The organism is Geobacillus sp. CX412 (assembly GCF_027942335.1).
Lineage (GTDB): Bacteria > Bacillota > Bacilli > Bacillales > Anoxybacillaceae > Parageobacillus_B > Parageobacillus_B toebii.
Map to the genome: position 1 here is coordinate 2,502,998 of NZ_CP103461.1, position 16,187 is coordinate 2,519,184.

Here is a 16,187-nt window from a genome sequence, read left to right on the forward strand (position 1 = left end):
CCCTCCGTTCTCCCCTAATCCTTCTTTAAATCTTAACGTGAAATACACAATTTTGCAAGTTGAAACACTTGTCAGCGCTTATAACAAACAAATACGATATACGCCAAGTAAAGCCTCATTTATGCAATGACCACCCGGCTTTGGCGAAAAAAGAGACACATCCAGACACCTAACGCATGACAAACTATCCATTAACCATTATACTAAAAACAGCAGCTGATGTAGAGGAGAGGATGGAAAATGAGCGATATTATTCTGATAACAGGGAATGTAAAATTTACGATCACACTCGATCCAGGGGTATGGATTTTTGATGACCGCAAAATAGATTTGAACACATATTTCTTGAAACCATCTCATGAACAACTTCAAAACGAGCAACAGGAAGAAGAAGAGGAAATCAAAAAACTATCTGCTTTTTGGGATCGGGAAATTCAAGAAGGTGCCGTTTTTCCACCGACATTGAAGACAGAAAAACGTTACTTAAAAGAAAAAATTATTACAGGAACATTTGCAATGCCGCTTGCTCCATTTTTGCAAAATGCCGAACCGCTCCCGGATGCAAAGGAACTGACCATTGTGACTGAACATAATGAAGTAACCGTTTCGCTCGAACAAGCTTATAAGGCAATTCTCGGCTTTTCCAAAGATGGAAAACCGTTAAGAGAAGATGGGCCAGTTCATTTTTATTTTGGCGACGGTTCCAATCGCAAAACACCAATTACTCATATACGCCGCTTCATTGTCCGTTAACGCTGGATGTCCCAACTGATGGGACATCCAGCTTTTTTTACAATATATCAGCAGCAAGCTGCGCTAATGCGGAACGCTCTCCTTTTACAAGACGGACATGCCCGGCAATTTTTTGATCTTTAAATTTTTCAACAACGTATGTTAATCCATTATTATATTCGTCCAAATACGGATGATCAATCTGTTCCGGATCTCCCATTAAAATGATTTTACTTTTCTCACCAGCTCGCGTTAAAATTGTTTTTACTTCATGTTTCGTTAAATTTTGCGCCTCATCAATGATGATAAACTGCTCCGGCAGGCTGCGTCCGCGTATATATGTGAGCGCTTCTACTTCAATCGAGCTCATTCCTGCTAAAATCGCATCCAACTCCCCGTTTTTTTTGTATTAAACAAATACTCCAAATTATCAAAAATAGGTTGCATCCATGGGCGCAATTTTTCTTCTTTTTCCCCAGGCAAAAAACCAATATCTTTTCCCATTGGAACGATTGGCCTCGCAATGAGCAGCTTTTTATACGTACGCAAATCTTCCGTCTGCATCAATCCTGCGGCAAGAGCAAGAAGTGTTTTTCCTGTGCCTGCTTTGCCAATCAATGTCACAAGCTGTATATCATCACGCATAAGCAGTTCAAACGCCATCGTCTGTTGTACGTTGCGCGGGCGAATTCCCCATATATGTTCATAGTGAAACGAAAGTTTTTGGACTTTTTTGCCGCTATGGTCGACAATACCGAGTGCGGAAGCGGAGCCGCCAAAAGCATCTTTCATAATAATAAATTGATTTGGGTAAAATGGATGATTGGCAATATCCGCTAAAACGAGTTCCCTCTTTTCATAAAACCGCTGCAAATGCTCGGTTCCTATGTATAGCTCGAGAAACCCTGTGTAAATATGATCAATATCGACGACACGGTCGCTTAAAAAGTCTTCTGCTTGCAGCCCAATTGCATCTGCCTTCACTCGGACAAGTGCATCCTTGCTTACTAAAATAACGGAACGGCCGTTTTCCTTTGCTTGTTCCTCGAGAGATAAGTTTTTGGCAACTGCTAAAATGCGATTATCATTCGTCTTTTCTACGAAAATTTCTTGAAGCTGATGAAATGAACGATGATTTAATTCAATGCGCAACACTCCGCCGTTTTCAAGTGGGATTTTTTCATGTAGTTTTCCATTTTCACGAAGACGATCGATAAGCTTGGATACTTGCCGCGCGTTTCTCCCTACTTCATCCATATATCGCTTTTTCGAATCGACTTCTTCTAACACAACCGCTGGAATGACAACTTCATTATCTTCAAACGAGAAGATGGAATACGGATCTTGTAATAGGACATTCGTATCTAACACATATATTTTTTCTCCCAAAATTCCGCGCCCCCCTATTTTACATTTTTTTATATTTGGACGGGATCGTTGTTATATAAGATATGAGGAAATGTATAAAGATAGAAGAATGATGACAAAATAAAATAAAAAATTAAGATAGAGGTGTAAAAGGAATGAACTGGAGACGATATTTGCTTATAGCGATATGTATTGGTTTATTAGGTGGGTGCAATATAGGAAATGACGAAGCGGGGCGCGATGCGGATCGCTCGCTTGTCCGTGTACGAAATACGGTTGATGAAAAAGTAACGAATAAATCCGGACAAGAAATTGCCCATCGTCTAGCGAATTTAGCTAAGCGCGTTCCAAACGTAAACGATGCTACCGCTCTTGTTGTCGGAAAATACGCGATCGTTGGTATCGATATTGATGCAAATATCGACGCTTCACGTGTCGGCACAATTAAATATTCTGTCGCAGAAACGTTGCAAAAAGATCCGTATGGAGCAAATTCAATCATCATTGCCGACCCCGATTTATACACTCGGTTAAAAAATATTGTCAATCAAGTTGATAATGGGCGGCCTGTTCAAGCATTTATGAACGAAATCGCGGATATCGTCGGACGCGTCATGCCGGAAGTTCCGAGCGATTTGTTTGAAACAACGCCACCGGAACCAACCGAACAAAATGATTCGCAATTAAATAAGCGTGAGGAAGAGCAGCTTAATAACCATCAAGAAAAACAGTCCAACGAATATTTAAATAAATAAGTAAGGAGCTTAGCCGTAATTAGCTAAGCTCCTTATTTATGCATTGCGAAGAGCGGTCATTACTTGATTGTCCAGTTTAGCTGCCGCTTGCGCATCGTACGTTTTTTCATATTTTGGTTCTTCTACAATTTTGGAACCGTAAAACATAACATCACGCACTTCACTAATAGTAATATCCACTAATGCCAACTTAAGCGGAACGCCCTCTATTTTCTCTGCTTTAATATGCGCTTTCCCGCTAATCGAGTAGGTTGATTCGTTAGCGATAATATTCACAACAATAGACGGATTATTACGAATGTTTTGGATAATTCGGGAACGATTGTCGACAGCAAAATAAATATGCTCTTCGTTAGGGGCGTAAATCCATGAAATCGCGCTGACATTTGGCCCTCCCGTTTCATGGTCGATAGTCGCTATAGTTACAAAACGTTCTTTTTGTAATGCTTGAAATAACGGTTCCGTTAATGCAGGTTCAACTTTATTTGGCATGATCATCCCTCCTAAGACTATTCTCCGTTTATCATACATTAAAACGGAAAAGTAAAAAACCTTTCAGATTCATGATATAATAAAAAAAAAGATTGAATAAAGCGACGAGGTGTACAATGAGAGTCAAATGTGTTCTTTGCGACCGAATTGATACGATCGACGATGAATCATTGCTTGCGAAACGGCTGCGCAACCGTCCTATTCACACATACATGTGCGAGGAATGTTATCATCGGATTGCCGAAAAAACAAAGGCGCGCCTAGCAACCGGAAAATTTCGTATATATCGCTCGAAACTGCCAAACGATGAATGGTAAAAACTTTGCGTAAATCGATAAAAAACGCCGGGGGGTAATCACCCGGCGTTTTTTAGGAAGGATAATTGCGATATTTTTCAGGCGCTTCTTCTATTTGCCTAAGCATCGCCTCAATCAATTCCATTGGAAAACGAGCTGATTTTTGCTCTCCGTCTCTCTCATACGCGACGATATACATATCTTCTTTTTTTACTTCCACCTTTGTTATGTTAAAATCGTGCTTTAATATTTCCCTAAAAAAGGCAACGGTTTCTTGCGCTGCTATATCATCTGGACGTGCTTCGGCCACAACATAAATAGTTAACCAATTATAAAGAGCATCTTGCAGCGACTTCATGGTTCCACCGCCTTATTTTTGTTCATTTACCTCATGCTTTTTCGATTGATATAGACGAATTTTATAAATCACTAATACGAGAGCCGCAACGACCAACCCTTCCGCGACAGGTAAAAATACCGCAAAAAACGTTAAAATCGTGCAGCCTAATGCTAACAGCACATAAATAATGACATTTTTCAACAATGGCAATTTTTTCGCAAAACCAAGGCGATAAACAATAACCGATAAAATCAATATGGTAATATAAAGAAGCCACATTCCTTGTTCTGGATTTGTATGCACTTTATATAACGAAGCAAAAAAGGTAAGGCGCTCTATAACGTTCACCATCTTCCCCCCTATTTCGCCTGCTTAGCGGCTTTCTTTTTCTTTTCCATTTTTTCTCGCTCGCTTTTGTTCAATATTTTTTTGCGCAGGCGAATCGACTTTGGTGTTACTTCACAATACTCATCATCATTTAAGTATTCCAACGCTTCTTCGAGCGTCATCAAACGCGGCTTTTTCATCGTAACGGTTTGCTCTTTTGTCGAAGAACGGATGTTTGTTACATGTTTTTCTTTACAAATGTTGACGACTAAATCGTTTTCGCGCGTATGCTCGCCAACAATCATTCCTTCGTACACTTCGGTTCCAGGCTCCACAAAAATGGTACCGCGGTCTTCCACTTGCATAATTCCATATGCCGTCGCTTTTCCTGTCTCCATGGAAATTAATACCCCTTGGCGGCGGCCGCCTACCTGTCCGCTTTGTGCCGGCGCATAATGGTCAAATGAATGGTTTAAAATTCCGTATCCGCGTGTCAATGACATAAATTCTGTTCGATAGCCGATTAAACCGCGCGAAGGCACCATAAAGATGAGACGAACTTGTCCGTTTTCGTTATGGATCATATCCACCAGCTCGCCTTTGCGCATACCGATCGATTCCATGATCGCCCCGGTATATTCTTCAGGAATATCAATGATTACCCGTTCGACCGGCTCACAAAGCACTCCGCCGATTTCTTTCATAATGACTTCCGGCTTAGATACTTGCAGTTCATAACCTTCCCGCCGTAAATTTTCAATTAAGATCGATAAATGAAGCTCTCCTCGTCCAGAAACAATCCACGCATCAGGAGAATCAGTGTTTTCCACCCGCAAGCTTACGTCCGTCTCCAATTGAGTGCGCAGGCGTTCTTCCAACTTTCTCGCCGTCACATATTTTCCTTCGCGTCCGGCAAATGGGCTATTATTGACTAAAAACGTCATTTTCAATGTTGGTTCATCAATGCGAAGCGGCGGCAACGCTTCCTGATGATCCAATGGACATACCGTTTCCCCGACGTTAATGTCTTCCATTCCCGCCACTGCAACAATATCTCCTGCTTCTGCTTCCGTGATTTCGATCCGCTTTAAGCCGATAAACCCAAATAATTTTGTTACACGAAACGTTTTGACAGAACCATCTAGTTTCATCAGCGCTACTTGTTGTCCGACTTTCATCGTGCCGCGAAAGATACGGCCAATTCCGATGCGCCCAACGTACTCATTGTAATCAAGCAACGCCACTTGAAATTGCAACGGTTCTTCCCGATTATCAATCGGTGCAGGAATATGCTTAATAATCGTTTCGAACAATGCGGTCATATCCGCTTCTTGTTTGTGAGGGTCCAAACTTGCCGTACCGTTTAATGCTGACGTGTATACAACCGGAAACTCAAGCTGATCTTCCGACGCGCCTAATTCGATAAATAAATCGATGACTTCATCGACCACTTCCTCTGGTCGCGCAAACTCCCGGTCAATTTTATTGATAACGACAATGGGAGTAAGCTGTTGTTCGAGCGCCTTTTTCAGCACAAAGCGCGTTTGCGGCATACACCCCTCATACGCGTCAACGACAAGCAAAACACCATCCACAAGCCGCATAATTCGTTCTACTTCCCCGCCGAAATCGGCATGTCCTGGCGTATCTAAAATATTAATGCGCATTCCTTTATAACGAATCGCTGTATTTTTGGCTAAAATGGTAATCCCGCGTTCTCTTTCTAAATCGTTTCGATCTAATGCGCGTTCCTCGACATGTTCATTGGCACGAAACGTTCCCGATTGACGCAGCAATTGATCGACTAACGTTGTTTTACCATGATCAACGTGAGCAATAATGGCAATATTACGAAGATCTTCTCTTCTTGTCAATGTTAGTCACTCCTATACGTAAATTGCTCGTTTATTATATCATAAAGAGGATAGAAAAGCGGTATGTTTTCGTGTAGACTAAAGAAAAACCGATAAACAATATGAAAGAGGGGATTGGGATGAAACAATTTCAGCCTGTATCGTTTCTATTGGCTATATTTGCAGTAATAGCAATCATGGCCATCGGCATTTTTATTGCGGAAAAAAGTATGATTGGTATTATTATTTCAATTATCGCTTTATTCATAATTATCGGCATCGGATTTGCCCGAAAAAAACGAATGCGAGAAAAAGGAATGCTTTAAAAACGGGACAACCGAATGATTTGTCCCGTTTTCAGCGATGTATATATTTTTGCAAAATTTCTTCATGCAATCCTGGCTTTGAAACAAATACAGAGTTTTTTGTAAGCAAATTAAGCGGCTCGCCGTATAAATTTGTCACGATGCCACCGACTTCTTGAACAAGCACAAGTCCGCCGGCAAAATCCCACGGCGACAACCTCATCGTAATATATGCATCTAAACGTCCCGCTGCAACGTATGCCATTTCTAACGCAGCCGATCCGTACGAACGCGTTCCCCTCGCATCTTTTACAAGCGGAGCTAATACATTTGGATCAATTCGTTTATTTTCAGTTATCCACGTTGCATTTAAGGAAATAATGGCTTCGGAAACAGATACCGGCTCTAAACGCGCCAGCGGTTGATCATTAAGAAAAGCTCCTTCTCCTTTTCGTGCCGCATATAGTTCATCATGTACGACATCGTATACATACCCAAGAACTCCTACCCCATTTTCAAAAACCCCAATTGAAATGGCAAAGTTTCGTTTTTGATGAATAAAATTCATCGTACCATCAATCGGATCGATAATCCAAACAATCCCTTGAAGCGTTGCAATTTCATCACCGAATCCCTCTTCACCTAACACGTGATGGCCGGGAAACGTTTTTCTTATTTTTTCAATAAAAAATTGCTCTACTTCGCGGTCCACATTCGTCACTAAATCATTTCGATGTGATTTTGTTTCGATCGTCAACTTTTTATCAAATGTAGCGAGAATTCTTGTTCCCGCTTCCTTTATCCATTGTCGGATACACTCATCTATTTCTTTCCATTTTTCCTGCATATTCATCCTCCTGATTTCTGCAGCGTATGTAATTAGCATATAATACATCGGAATCCCCCGTAAAGAAAAAGAGGTGCCTATATCGCTCAAGAAAAAAACGAACCGTTGGTGTGGTTCGCCTTGAATGTTCTGTTATACTTGAAGGCGCATTAACTCTTGACGTAACTTTTCTAATCTCCGTTTACACTCTTTTTTCTTTTCTTCATCGTTTTCCATCATCGCCTCATAAAGAGTCGCTAATTCATAATCTAATTCAAGACGTAATACCGCTATTCGCTTATCCCCGTCCGCACGCTTTACAGAATTCATTGTTCTTTTCATGAGCATGGGCACCCCTTTCCATATAATCCCCGAAAAACCGTCATATAAATACCTGAATTTTCTGATACTTATTTTGTTTTATATATATTATGTTAGAAAAGGGGGGTATGCAACAAATTTGTGTATTCGTCTACTTTTTTTACCATGTTATTCCATTCTAATCCAATCGCCGTTTTGTGCTTCTTTCGCTTTCTTCATGACGCGATAGGACGAATATCCGCTTGCTTGTTCAAATTCATCACATAGTTTTTTTTCTTCACTTTTACTCGGAACAATTTCTTTAAAGCGACGATAAATGTTCATAAGCTTTTCCCGTTCCATTCCTTTTTCGTAAACAGTTTCAATCGCTTCGAAAAATTTGATAACATCAATAATTTCTTGCGTTGACCAGTCGTAAGAAAACGGGTAAGAATAATTCATCACCGACACCTCCAGCATTAGTTTGCCCATCTGCGCCGGATTTGTTCCGCCTCGTTAATCATTCGCTCAAACAATTCTGCCACTGTTGGCACATCTTTAATTAATCCCATCACTTGTCCAGCCCATGCAAAACCTTCGTTTATTTTTCCTTCATAAATAAAACGGCGATTCGCTTCCCCACTAATATATTCTTTTAGTTGTTCATATGTCCCGCCTTGTTCTTCTATTTCTAAAATTTTTTTCGTCCATTCATTGGCAATGGCACGACCGGGTGCTCCTAAACTGCGTTTAATCACAACGGTATCATATTCAGAGCCGTTAACAAGCATCTCTTTATAGATCGGATGGGCATGAACACACTCTTTTGTAGCAATAAATCTCGTTCCCATTTCAATTCCTTCTGCGCCAAGCGCTAATGCCGCCATCAACCCGCGGCCGTCTCCGATGCCTCCCGAAGCAATAACAGGGATAGAAACGGATTCCACTACTTTGGGACAAGAACAAATGTTCCTATATCGTATTTTCCTAAATGACCACCGCCTTCTTGACCCACTACCATGACAGCGTCCGCGCCAAGTTCCTCCGCTTTTACGGCTTGGCGAACAGCGGCAACCAGCACCAGTTTTTTCACGTTGGTTCCTTTTAGCTGTTCAAAAAACGGGGCCGGATTCCCACCTGTGACGGAAACGACTGGCACTCCTTCTTCCAATGCGGCTTCGAGCATATGTTGAAAAGGGCGGCCATGTTGTCCAATCGCAAAGTTCACTCCGAAAGGACGGTCTGTTTTTTCTTTTACTTTGCGAATTTCCTCGCGCAATCGCTCCGGGCTTCCCAGCGACATCGCCGTAATTTGTCCTAAGCCTCCGGCGTTAGAAACCGCGGCTGCTAAATCAGAGTAAGCTAAATAAGCAAGTCCTCCTTGAATAATAGGATATGTAATTCCAAGCAATTCCGTTACTCTTGTTTTCCAAATCATTTTTGTCCCTCCTTTTAATCTAGTATACTATGTTTCTTGTTGACATGCCTATTTTCCTTTTTTATTCTCAATTTATGTGTAGTAAAAAATTTCACATTCATTAATGATTAAATAATGCTTTGCAAATAAAAAAATAAATGCTATAATGCATTTGTTTTATTTTTATGCAAAAAGAGGTGTGAAAAAACATTGTCACAGTTTGAAACACCATTGTTCACTGGTCTATTAGAGCATATTAAGAAAAACCCTATTCAATTTCATATTCCTGGCCATAAAAAAGGCGCAGGGATGGACCATGAGTTTCGTGATTTTATTGGAGAAAATGCGCTATCGATGGATTTGATTAATATCGGTCCTCTTGATGATCTTCACCACCCAAAAGGCATTATCAAGCGCGCTCAAGAGTTAGCCGCTGAGGCATTTGGGGCTGATTATACATTTTTTTCTGTCCAAGGAACAAGCGGTGCCATTATGGCAATGGTGATGTCAGTAGTTGGGCCTGGCGACAAAATCATCGTTCCGCGTAACGTGCATAAATCGATCATGTCTGCCATTGTCTTTTCTGGTGCAATACCGATTTTCATTCATCCGGAAATTGATAAGGAACTCGGGATTTCACACGGAATTACACCGGAATCAGTAGAAAAAGCACTTAAGCAACATCCCGATGCAAAAGGTGTTCTCGTTATTAATCCAACATATTTTGGTATCTCTGGCGATTTAAAGAAAATTGTTGAAATCGCTCATTCTTACCACGTTCCTGTTCTCGTTGATGAGGCGCATGGTGTCCATATTCATTTTCATGAAGATCTTCCGCTTTCCGCCATGCAGGCCGGAGCGGATATGGCTGCAACAAGCGTCCATAAACTAGGTGGCTCTTTGACGCAAAGCTCTATTTTAAACGTGCGTGAAGGGCTCGTATCCGCAAAACACGTACAAGCTATTTTAAGCATGCTAACGACAACATCTACTTCTTATTTGTTGTTAGCCTCTTTAGATGTTGCACGCAAATGGCTTGCTACACAAGGACGGGAACATTTTGAAAAAACTATTCAGCTTGCCGAAAAGACTCGGCAACAAATAAACGAAATCCCTTATCTTTATTGTGTCGGAAGAGAAATTCTAGGAACGGAAGCAACATATGATTACGATCCAACCAAGCTTACCATCTCTGTCAAAGAACTAGGCTTAACGGGATATGACGTCGAGAAATGGCTGCGCGAAATGTACAACATTGAAGTAGAATTATCCGATTTATACAACATTTTATGCATTATTACACCTGGCGACACAGAGCGGGAAACGAACGCGCTTGTTAATGCCCTTCGCCATTTATCTGAACAATTTCGCCATCAGGCGGCGAAAGGAGTAAAACCAAAAGTATTATTGCCAGACATCCCTACTCTCGCATTAACTCCGCGTGATGCATTCTACGCGGAAACGGAAATTGTCCCATTTGAAGAATCAGCAGGACGGATTATTGCTGAATTTATTATGGTTTATCCGCCAGGAATTCCGATTTTTATTCCTGGAGAAATTATTACCGAAGAAAATTTAAACTATATCAAAAAGAACTTAGAAGTCGGTCTGCCGGTGCAAGGGCCAGAGGACGATACGTTACAAACATTGCGTGTCATTAAAGAACATAAGCCAATCCGTTGAACTTCTCCCACCTTTGAGAGCAGGGAAAGTTAAAAAAGCGTAAGCAAGTTAGCTTACGCTTTTTTTTATCCAAAAAATAAATGCGCGCATGTGCCCCTTTCACATGCGCGCTATGTCCAAACCTTCCCCCATCGTTTGACCTTTTCTTTATTCTCCTTCTTCTTCAGCCTCGTCGCAATCGCATCCGCAGCATTTTCCGTAAAGCGTTGTCACTTTTTCATCTTCAAAATGTGCAATCGTCGCACCACATGTTTGACATACAATTGTGCCCATCCCCAAAACTCCTTTATGATGATATATTTATTAGCTAATTCAATAATAATATATCACATTTATGCTGTCAACACTTAATCTGTATGTCACATTTAATTTTTACTCATCAAAAAAGCGAGTAACCATACTCGCTTATTAATACTCATATTCAGGATGAACCGATGAGAATGGAAGGACAACTGAGAAGAACTCCGCTAAATCAGCAGCTTGCTCTTTCGTATCGATGCGGAAAATTTTTTGCAAATACTCGTGGTTTTCTACATCTTTTGGATCGAGGAGAGTGGAGCGGCCTGTTTGCATGCAAATAACAAGAGGTTTGCCAAAAAACATATTCGTATACACAATCCCAAAATCATAGCGAATATCCTTTGACGTAAATCCAACAAACCGAACTTTTACTTTCTCATACTCATCATATAGCCTTTCAAATAAATTCATAAAATCCCCCCTTATAAATATACTGAATATTATTATAATTCTAAAATATGTTAAAATCAATAGCATCTCTTACGTAAAAATGATACAATAGAAAAAAATGGGATGTTAACAATAGAGGTGATGGCATTGGCAGCACATGCATACATAAAGCTTGTTCCGGCATCCAAACAGAAAGCGGTCACATTAGAAGAAGTAAAACAATTGTTTCAATATTATCAAGATATGATGAAAAAAACAGGTGAACAGCTTGGATGGGCGTATCAACAAGCTGCATTTCCTTATCAGCTTATAGAAACAGATGAAGGAAAAGGAAAGTGGTTTTATTTAAAAGGTGACGGGCACCGTTATCGGACGATTATCGTCGGTGTTGGATCAAATAATGGTGAAACTGAAGAATCATTTATTCAAATTACATTGCCAAATGGGGCAACACACGGAGATAAAGGGAAAGCAAACGAATTTTGTAAGTTTCTAGCGAAAAAATTGGAAGGGGAACTTCACCTATTCAACGGCAGAATTATGTATTATTACAAACGGTAGCACTAAGCTATCGTTTTTTAAAACGGTGGCACTAAGCTATCGTTTTTTAAAACGGTGGCACTAGGCTGTCGTTTTTTTATTTCCCCCTATTGAAGCGCCTCCCACACAAAATGTTGACAAGTAAAATACATTGCTGCTGTCAACGTCGTTGTCCACAATGCTTTTCGGGTGCGTAAACCGATTTTTCGGGCCAATAAAAACGCGATATATAAAAATACACAAAGCATCATCCCTTTAAAAAACGGACGGTCGCGTCCTGATAGCCATTCAATAAGCGAAAAGCTGCTCCAAATGATCATTTGCAGTAAAAATGCTATATACTCTTTCATCGATCATCCCTCGCTTCTCCTTTACCATAACAATATGAACAGGCAAGGAAAAATATTATTTCTAAATGGGACAAGAAGAAAGAAAAGGATATCCTAGCTAGGATATCCTTTTCTCTTCATTATTTACTGATAATATGAATTGGAGTGCCGAGGGCAACTTCCGCAGCTTCCATCGCTATTTCACCCAATGTTGGGTGAGCATGAATCGTCAAAGCGATATCTTCCGCAGTCATTCCTGCTTCAATCGCAAGACCAAGCTCTGCAATCATGTCAGAAGCGTTTGGACCAACGATTTGCGCTCCGATCACAACGCCATCTTCTTTGCGAACGACAAGTTTCATAAAGCCGTCTGTGTCATTCAACGAAAGGGCGCGGCCGTTTGCTGCAAATGGGAATTTCGCCGTTACTACATCGATGCCTTCATCTTTCGCTTGTTGCTCAAAATAACCGACAGATGCGCATTCAGGCTCGGAGAAGACCACTGCCGGAATAGCTAAATAATCGATTTCAGACGGTTTTCCGGCAATCGCCTCGGCGGCGATTTTTCCTTCATATGATGCTTTATGGGCAAGCGGTGGACCTTGGACGATATCACCGATGGCATAAATGTTTGGAACGCTTGTCCGGCATTGTTTGTCAATTTCAATTAAGCCGCGGTCTGTCAATTTAATGCCGATTTGTTCTAAGCCAAGCTCATCCGTGTTCGGACGGCGTCCGACCGTCACAAGCACATAGTCTGCATCAATTGTTTTCGTTTCGCCTTTTACTTCAAAGGTTACTGTCACACCGTCTTCGCGCTCTTCGACTCCCTTAGCAAGAGCGTTAGTAAAGATTTCTACCCCTTTTTTCTTTAAGCGGCGTTTAACAATTGCAGTCATTTGTTTTTCGAAACCAGATAAAATTTCATCTGCTCCTTCAATGATGGTTACTTTTGTTCCAAAGTTAGCATACGCTGTTCCTAATTCTGTTCCGATATAACCTCCGCCGATTACGACAAGCGATTTTGGAACTTCCTGCAGACTGAGCGCGCCTGTGGAATCAAGCACGCGATTGGAAAATTTAAAGCCAGGAAGTTCGATCGGACGAGAGCCTGTTGCAATAATTGCGTTTTTAAACGTATATGTTTGCGCGCTATCACCATTGATAACACGCACCGTATTCGCATCAACAAAATACGCTTCTCCGCGTACGATTTCGACTTTGTTTCCTTTTAGCAATCCTTCCACGCCGCTCGTTAATTTTTTCACGACGCTTGCTTTCCATTGTTGCACTTTAGAAAAATCGACGGTTACGTTTTCTGCTTTAATTCCGATGTCTTCTGAATGTTTCGCTTCAACATAGCGATGGCTTGCGGAGATGAGCGCTTTAGATGGAATACATCCGACATTTAAGCATACTCCGCCAAGATTTCCTTTTTCAACAATCGTTACTTTTTGCCCTAACTGTGCAGCGCGAATAGCTGCTACATAACCACCAGGACCCGCTCCAACGACAAGCGTTTCCGTTTCAATTGCAAAATCGCCAACTACCATCGTTTTTACGCCTCCATTAATAATAATTCTGGGTCATTTAATAGACGTTTAATGTGATTTAATGCTTTTTGCGCTGTTGCACCGTCAATCATGCGGTGGTCAAAGCTTAATGATAATGCTAATACTGGAGCAACAACTATTTCACCGTCGCGGACAATTGGTTTTTCGGAAATGCGTCCAATGCCAAGAATAGCTACTTCTGGATGATTAATGACCGGAGTAAACCATTGGCCGCCGGCAGAACCGATATTCGTAATCGTGCAAGAAGCACCTTTCATTTCATGTGGAGCCAATTTTCCTTCACGTGCTTTTGCTGCAAGCTCATTAATCTCTTTGGCAAGGGCAAAGATCGGCTTGCGGTCCGCATGTTTAATAACAGGAACGAGCAATCCTCTGTCTGTATCAGCAGCAATACCAATGTTGTAGTAATGTTTATGAATCACTTCTTCCGTTTCATCATCAATCGATGTATTTAAAACTGGAAACTCACGCAACGCCGATGTTAAAGCTTTTACAACATACGGTAAGAAAGTAAGCTTGATTCCTTTTTCCGCTGCGATTTCTTTGAACTTTTTGCGATGCGCTACCAGTTTTGTCACATCTACTTCGTCCATTAATGTAACGTGTGGTGCTGTATGTTTCGAATTGACCATCGCTTTGGCAATCGCGCGACGGATACCGCTCATTTTCTCGCGAGTTTCCGGGAATTCTCCTTCAAGCACAACTGGTTGTTGTGCCGCAGTAGCTGCCGCTGCTTTTTCTTCTGCTTTCGCTGCAGGTGCCTCTTCTTTTTGCTCGACTGCCGTGCCACCAGCAAGGAACGCATCGATATCGCTCTTTAGGACGCGGCCATTTTTTCCTGTACCTTGAACAAGACGGATGTCGACCCCTTTTTCACGGGCATATTTGCGCACGGAAGGCATTGCGATCACGCGACGGTTTGGATCCACTTCCTGCTGCTTAGCCGGTTCTGCTTGTTTAGCTGCCGCTTCGCTCTTTTCTTCTTTCGACACTTCTTGCGGTTTTTCCTGCTGTTTTGGCTCATCTTGTTCTTGGCCTTTAAACGTCATATTCTCATATCCAGGCGCATCTAATGTGATTAACGTTTGGCCAACCGTTGCAACCGTTCCTTCTTCTACTAAAATTTCTAATACTTTACCTTTCACAGGGGATGGGATTTCTACAACCGCTTTATCGTTTTGCACTTCACACAATACATCATCTTCATTTACTTCATCGCCAGGTTTGACAAACCATTTGACGATTTCCCCTTCATGAATACCTTCACCGATATCCGGCAACTTAAATTCAAATGCCACTGTTTGTCGACCTCCTATTGTCTTTTCAAAAAAGTATGGGAAAAGAGGAAGAAGGCAATTTCCCCTTCCTCTCACCTAATGTTTAGAAGTTAATGACTTTTTTCGCTGTTTCAATGACATCTTTGAAGTTAGGCAACCATACAGACTCCGCTTGTGAGAACGGATATACCGTATCCGGAGCAGCAACGCGCAATACAGGAGCTTCTAAGCTTAAAATCGCACGTTCATTAATTTCTGCTACAACGTTTGCAGCAATTCCTGCTTGTCTTTGTGCTTCTTGTACAACGATCGCACGTCCTGTTTTTTCTACAGAACCAATGATTGTTTCAATATCTAATGGTTGAACAGTCCGCAGGTCAACCACTTCTGCGGAGATGCCTTCTTTTTCTAATTCAGCAGCTGCTTTTAACGATTCGTGCACCATTGCACCATAAGCGATAATCGTGATATCTTTTCCTTCGCGTTTAATATCTGCTTTACCGATCGGAATCGTATATTCTCCTTCTGGTACTTCTTGGCGGAACGAACGATACAGCTTCAAGTGCTCTAAGAAAATAACTGGATCGTTGTCACGGATCGCAGAAATAAGCAATCCCTTCGCATCATAAGGAGTAGAAGGAATGACTACTTTTAACCCAGGTTGTTGCGCAACTAAGCCTTCTAAGCTATCAGAGTGCAATTCCGGTGTATGCACGCCGCCGCCAAATGGTGAGCGAATCGTAATCGGGACATTATAACGACCGCCAGTGCGGTAGCGGATACGCGCCATTTGACCGCAAATGGCATCCATTACTTCATATACAAAACCAAAGAATTGAATTTCTGGAACAGGACGGAATCCTTGCAACGCCAACCCGATGGCAAGACCGCCAATTCCCGATTCGGCAAGAGGTGTATCGAAAACGCGGTCTTCCCCAAACTCAGCTTGCAATCCTTCTGTTGCCCGGAATACGCCGCCGTTTACTCCAACGTCTTCCCCAAATATTAATACATTTGGGTCATTTTTTAGTTCGATGCGCAACGCATCCGTGATTGCTTGAATCATTGTCATTTGCGCCATGG

General features: G+C 41.6%; 19 protein-coding genes and 2 pseudogenes. 6 read left to right on the forward strand and 15 right to left on the reverse strand.

What is annotated here, in order from left to right:
* Positions 1 to 240: 240 nt before the first annotated feature.
* Entirely contained in the window at positions 241 to 753 is a 513-nt protein-coding gene (locus NXM86_RS13000) for a hypothetical protein (RefSeq protein ID WP_015863315.1), read from the forward strand.
* Positions 754 to 790: 37 nt separating this feature from the next.
* On the opposite strand, the pseudogene NXM86_RS13005 reads toward NXM86_RS13000, so the two are convergent.
* Positions 791 to 2,121, reverse strand: a pseudogene (locus NXM86_RS13005) (PhoH family protein).
* 134 nt (positions 2,122 to 2,255) lie between these two features.
* Between NXM86_RS13005 and NXM86_RS13010 the strand changes: the two are divergent.
* The gene (locus NXM86_RS13010; RefSeq protein WP_015863314.1) at positions 2,256 to 2,855 is read left to right on the forward strand and encodes a YhcN/YlaJ family sporulation lipoprotein; all 600 of its coding nucleotides are present in this window, start codon (positions 2,256 to 2,258) and stop codon (positions 2,853 to 2,855) included.
* A 36-nt stretch (positions 2,856 to 2,891) separates the two neighbouring features.
* Here the strand turns inward: NXM86_RS13010 and NXM86_RS13015 are convergent, their stop codons facing one another.
* Positions 2,892 to 3,347: a pyridoxamine 5'-phosphate oxidase family protein gene (locus NXM86_RS13015; protein ID WP_015863313.1), complete on the reverse strand. Its 456-nt coding sequence runs from the start codon at positions 3,345 to 3,347 to the stop codon at positions 2,892 to 2,894.
* Between the two features lie 116 nt (positions 3,348 to 3,463).
* Here NXM86_RS13015 and NXM86_RS13020 point away from each other — a divergent pair, with 116 nt between their 5' ends.
* Positions 3,464 to 3,664: a YlaI family protein gene (locus NXM86_RS13020; protein ID WP_015863312.1), complete on the forward strand. Its 201-nt coding sequence runs from the start codon at positions 3,464 to 3,466 to the stop codon at positions 3,662 to 3,664.
* Positions 3,665 to 3,716: 52 nt separating this feature from the next.
* Here the strand turns inward: NXM86_RS13020 and NXM86_RS13025 are convergent, their stop codons facing one another.
* From NXM86_RS13025 to typA, 3 genes are read right to left on the reverse strand one after another with little or no spacing between them, the layout of a single operon-like run.
* Positions 3,717 to 4,001 (reverse strand): hypothetical protein, encoded by a 285-nt coding sequence (locus tag NXM86_RS13025; protein ID WP_015863311.1) that lies wholly within the window; start codon positions 3,999 to 4,001, stop codon positions 3,717 to 3,719.
* Between the two features lie 12 nt (positions 4,002 to 4,013).
* Positions 4,014 to 4,331: a YlaH-like family protein gene (locus NXM86_RS13030; RefSeq protein ID WP_041269843.1), complete on the reverse strand. Its 318-nt coding sequence runs from the start codon at positions 4,329 to 4,331 to the stop codon at positions 4,014 to 4,016.
* Between the two features lie 11 nt (positions 4,332 to 4,342).
* On the reverse strand, positions 4,343 to 6,184 hold the full coding sequence (typA, locus tag NXM86_RS13035; RefSeq protein WP_015863309.1) for a translational GTPase TypA: 1,842 nt from the start codon (positions 6,182 to 6,184) through the stop codon (positions 4,343 to 4,345).
* 119 nt (positions 6,185 to 6,303) lie between these two features.
* On the opposite strand from typA, the gene NXM86_RS13040 reads away from it, so the two are divergent.
* Positions 6,304 to 6,489, forward strand: coding sequence for a DUF5325 family protein (locus tag NXM86_RS13040; RefSeq protein WP_498958131.1), 186 nt, complete (start codon positions 6,304 to 6,306; stop codon positions 6,487 to 6,489).
* 31 nt (positions 6,490 to 6,520) lie between these two features.
* On the opposite strand, the gene NXM86_RS13045 is transcribed toward NXM86_RS13040, so the two are convergent.
* The 4 genes and pseudogenes from NXM86_RS13045 to NXM86_RS13060 form a co-directional block, all read right to left on the reverse strand.
* The gene (locus tag NXM86_RS13045) at positions 6,521 to 7,315 is read right to left on the reverse strand and encodes an inositol monophosphatase family protein (RefSeq protein ID WP_062753537.1); all 795 of its coding nucleotides are present in this window, start codon (positions 7,313 to 7,315) and stop codon (positions 6,521 to 6,523) included.
* A 132-nt stretch (positions 7,316 to 7,447) separates the two neighbouring features.
* Positions 7,448 to 7,636 (reverse strand): YkzI domain-containing protein, encoded by a 189-nt coding sequence (locus NXM86_RS13050; RefSeq protein WP_062678296.1) that lies wholly within the window; start codon positions 7,634 to 7,636, stop codon positions 7,448 to 7,450.
* Positions 7,637 to 7,783: 147 nt separating this feature from the next.
* Entirely contained in the window at positions 7,784 to 8,056 is a 273-nt protein-coding gene (locus tag NXM86_RS13055) for a UPF0223 family protein (RefSeq protein WP_015863305.1), read from the reverse strand.
* A 17-nt stretch (positions 8,057 to 8,073) separates the two neighbouring features.
* A pseudogene (locus tag NXM86_RS13060) lies at positions 8,074 to 9,032 on the reverse strand (NAD(P)H-dependent flavin oxidoreductase).
* Between the two features lie 189 nt (positions 9,033 to 9,221).
* On the opposite strand from NXM86_RS13060, the gene NXM86_RS13065 reads away from it, so the two are divergent.
* Positions 9,222 to 10,694, forward strand: coding sequence for an aminotransferase class I/II-fold pyridoxal phosphate-dependent enzyme (locus tag NXM86_RS13065; protein WP_062678297.1), 1,473 nt, complete (start codon positions 9,222 to 9,224; stop codon positions 10,692 to 10,694).
* A 147-nt stretch (positions 10,695 to 10,841) separates the two neighbouring features.
* Here the strand turns inward: NXM86_RS13065 and NXM86_RS13070 are convergent, their stop codons facing one another.
* Both NXM86_RS13070 and NXM86_RS13075 read right to left on the reverse strand, forming a co-directional pair.
* The gene (locus tag NXM86_RS13070) at positions 10,842 to 10,967 is read right to left on the reverse strand and encodes a GapA-binding peptide SR1P (protein WP_062753540.1); all 126 of its coding nucleotides are present in this window, start codon (positions 10,965 to 10,967) and stop codon (positions 10,842 to 10,844) included.
* Positions 10,968 to 11,102: 135 nt separating this feature from the next.
* Entirely contained in the window at positions 11,103 to 11,405 is a 303-nt protein-coding gene (locus NXM86_RS13075; RefSeq protein WP_015863301.1) for a DUF3055 domain-containing protein, read from the reverse strand.
* Positions 11,406 to 11,531: 126 nt separating this feature from the next.
* On the opposite strand from NXM86_RS13075, the gene NXM86_RS13080 reads away from it, so the two are divergent.
* A complete protein-coding gene (locus tag NXM86_RS13080) occupies positions 11,532 to 11,945 on the forward strand; it encodes a DUF1885 family protein (protein WP_015863300.1) in 414 nt (137 codons plus the stop codon).
* Between the two features lie 86 nt (positions 11,946 to 12,031).
* On the opposite strand, the gene NXM86_RS13085 is transcribed toward NXM86_RS13080, so the two are convergent.
* From NXM86_RS13085 to pdhB, 4 genes are all read right to left on the reverse strand, one after another.
* Positions 12,032 to 12,274, reverse strand: a complete 243-nt coding sequence (locus tag NXM86_RS13085) for a hypothetical protein (protein WP_081189912.1) — start codon at positions 12,272 to 12,274, stop codon at positions 12,032 to 12,034.
* Between the two features lie 119 nt (positions 12,275 to 12,393).
* Complete coding sequence (gene lpdA / locus NXM86_RS13090) at positions 12,394 to 13,806, reverse strand: dihydrolipoyl dehydrogenase (protein ID WP_328269287.1); 1,413 nt, start codon at positions 13,804 to 13,806, stop codon at positions 12,394 to 12,396.
* Positions 13,807 to 13,811: 5 nt separating this feature from the next.
* Positions 13,812 to 15,125: a dihydrolipoamide acetyltransferase family protein gene (locus NXM86_RS13095; protein WP_015863296.1), complete on the reverse strand. Its 1,314-nt coding sequence runs from the start codon at positions 15,123 to 15,125 to the stop codon at positions 13,812 to 13,814.
* An 82-nt stretch (positions 15,126 to 15,207) separates the two neighbouring features.
* Positions 15,208 to 16,185 (reverse strand): pyruvate dehydrogenase complex E1 component subunit beta, encoded by a 978-nt coding sequence (gene pdhB, locus NXM86_RS13100; protein ID WP_015863295.1) that lies wholly within the window; start codon positions 16,183 to 16,185, stop codon positions 15,208 to 15,210.
* Positions 16,186 to 16,187 lie beyond the last annotated feature (2 nt).